Raw genomic sequence first — 2,980 nt, 5'->3', positions numbered from 1 at the left:
AAATCTCTTAGAGCACGAATGCGGTGTAAAGTAAGACCATCAAAAGTGAATTTTTCATTGGTAAATTCGTATTTTTTCATTGGAAATTCTTTCTTAACGTAAAAAGTTTTGAAATTGACACCTTATAAAGGCGCCGGGCGCTCAAAACACGGCGTTAAGTCCGTTGCTATGCTTTCCCCTAAAAAGGGTATTGTATGGCATAGCTACACCCGACAAAATCACTATATATGCTAACAAAAGCATAAAAGATAGTCAGTATTTTAAGAAGTGGATAAGGTCGTTTCGTAACCTACCCGCTTAACGTAAAGTGTTTTGATCACTTGATTATTTATATAACAAAATACGTATTTATTGTCAAATAATATTTTATCTTTTTTGATATTTTTTTCTTATTTTTTAAATACGTTGTGTATTGATAATAACTTATGCTTATTAATTGCTTCTTTTATATTTATGTGCTTTTAAAGCTATATTATAAGATTTATAAAACGATTGCGTTATTTTCTGAATCTATACATTTATAATATTTAGAAACGCTCTCATAATGCGTATTTTAAACTTTATAACCTATCAATTTTGTCACTAAATGGCTTCTAAGATTTCTGTTAATTTCTTTTAATAACACATTTTAGACTTAACAGCCTTATAGGGACTGTCTTTATAACAAATGCTTTCATTTGCATTTTTGCTTTCTCTATAGTTGTTATGTTCTTTATAGCCATGGCATCATTTTTCAGTTTCATAAGAGAAATGATAAATAGGATAATTGTGATTTATAGACCATTATGAAAACACTTATGAAAACATCTCAATAGAAACTGATCATTATAGAGATGAGCAAAATCCCTTTTAATAAACTTTTGTCAGTCTTGTCAGTTCTTTTTAGAACCTATATCATTTTTTTTAAATGAGAGAAAATTAAAATCATTATATTTCAATAAGTTAAGTTTTATCAATTTTTCAAAATACAACTTATTAAAACAGCCATAACAAATAAATACAACTGTAAATATATATTTGTCAGTTTATGTCAGTACATTGAATCGACAAAAGTGATCATTTAGTGAATGATTAAAACATGTCTTATGAGAGTATGTAATCTTTAAAGCCTTTCAAAAGATAGTTTGTAACTCATAAGAAATGTTATCAAGACTTTTATGGTACTTAGTTTTGAGGGTTTTAAGAACCTTAAAAACCTATAAGTAATATAAGAAAATGAATATACATAATTCTGTTTAAACAAAGCTTTTGAAAAGCATAAAGCTATCATTTTAGATTACGGTATAATCTTTTAAAGGCAATGTAAAAGAAGCGTATTCACTTTAAGATGGGATTTTTTAAAAGTCTTAAAGCAATCAAAATAAGAGTATTTAAAAGTGGAAATGATTTCTTTTTTAGAATAACGCATATTAGGATTGTATCTAATCAACTTAACAAGAGAGGTATAGATTATAGTTATAAGATTCTATACCCCTTGTGAGTTTAGCAAGCCAAGTCTATTCAATTTCTCTTAGTTCTAATTTTGGTAAGTTCTTAACGATTTTCATGGTCTCTAAACTTACAGTAATAACCCTTTGGAATAACTCCAATGGATAAGCAGGGTTGCCAATGGTCTCAATAGCATAGCGATTGGCATCATTCACAATGCTGCTCTTTTTATCTGTCTTTACACATTGACGCCCCATAACCCATTCAAGAGCGGGTTTACCATTGACGATATACTCATAAGCTTCAAGAGGGATATCTGTTATTGTGATATTGCTGTTATAAAAAACAATCGATTTATCTTTTTCCTTACTATTCTTAATTTTTGCGAATTTCATTTCAGTCACATAATAAAACTTTTCTGGATTATAGATCTCTGTTTGTTTTGGATTACCCTTTTTAAAGGTCACTGGATAAGGTTCTACAGTTTCATAATTCACGTGCAAATGACCCAGTTCACGTCCTGTTACAATAGAGCTCCGTTTTCGTATAAGGGGTTTAATTCTCTTCAAAAGAATTAAAACGAAGCTTATTAAATCCATTTTGAACGAATTAAGAAAAAATGCAGAAAAATGCGAAAAAAGCCGATATTTTTTTCAAAAAGTTTTTTAAATGCTGCTTATCCACAGCCCATGACATGGGATAAGATCAGCAAAATAGTGAAATCTGCTATTCGTTTTATGAAAAAAAGACAAATGCACTATGTGCTTTAAAATATCAGAATGAGTATTTTGAAGAATTTTATTGCGAATTTTGCTTATAGGTTTTGAAGGTTTCTCAAACTCTCAAAATACTCAAAAACTTCAAAACTCATAGATAAGGCGTTCTTTGGAGATTCACTCTATGAATGCAAGGGGATATGGTTGAGCAAATTTATCCTTTATATTTATGGGGATATTGATGTATTAACCATTGACGGGCTAAACAATTTTGTTTAGAGGTCTTTCTACATAAATGTGGGGGAGAGATCTTCAGCAGTTAAAATAAAGCAGTTTTGGGTGTCACTTTTTGGGTCACAGAGGCATGTGCTTTTGTTAAAAGCGTTATAGGGCAGTGGCTGTTTTGAGTGGACTTGTTAGAGGTTCCATGAAGTTCTTTTAAACAATGCTTCATGAATAGTGCAAAGCGGGGGCAATCTGTATTGTTTTCTGTATTTTTACGCCAAAGTTCTCTTTTGAGAATTTTTCGTGCCATTGTTGTTTTCTTTGGCTTGTTTACAGGTGTAAGTGTTTATGCGCGCTCTTCAGCTGTTTTTCATTCCCCAACCGATAATTTTTCTCGCCAACAATCTGAGAAACAGCAATTAGAAAGAATTGAGAAATTACGGTCTTTAACGCCTAAAAGGATCAAGACGCCTTCAGAGCAAAATCCAGAAACGCTTTTGGGTGGGAAACAATGTTTTCCCATTCATGCTATTATTGTTGAGGGAGTGCATCATGTCAAAAAGCGCTCTATATCAGCCGTAACAGAGCCTTATGTTGGAAGATGTATCGGT

2 pseudogenes are annotated in these 2,980 nt (G+C 31.3%); one reads left to right on the top strand and one right to left on the bottom strand.

Features of this window, described 5'->3' with window-relative positions:
- Nucleotides 1-1,496: 1,496 nt before the first annotated feature.
- Nucleotides 1,497-1,958, bottom strand: a pseudogene (locus ACFIKH_RS08830) (type ISP restriction/modification enzyme); the annotation flags it as partial.
- A 638-nt stretch (nucleotides 1,959-2,596) separates the two neighbouring features.
- Here ACFIKH_RS08830 and ACFIKH_RS08825 point away from each other — a divergent pair.
- Nucleotides 2,597-2,980: pseudogene (locus ACFIKH_RS08825) on the top strand (ShlB/FhaC/HecB family hemolysin secretion/activation protein); the annotation flags it as partial.

It is taken from the genome of Bartonella sp. SD1336NMGDW, assembly GCF_042193565.1.
Lineage (GTDB): Bacteria > Pseudomonadota > Alphaproteobacteria > Rhizobiales > Rhizobiaceae > Bartonella > Bartonella grahamii.
This window is presented reverse-complemented; position numbering and strand designations above follow the sequence as displayed.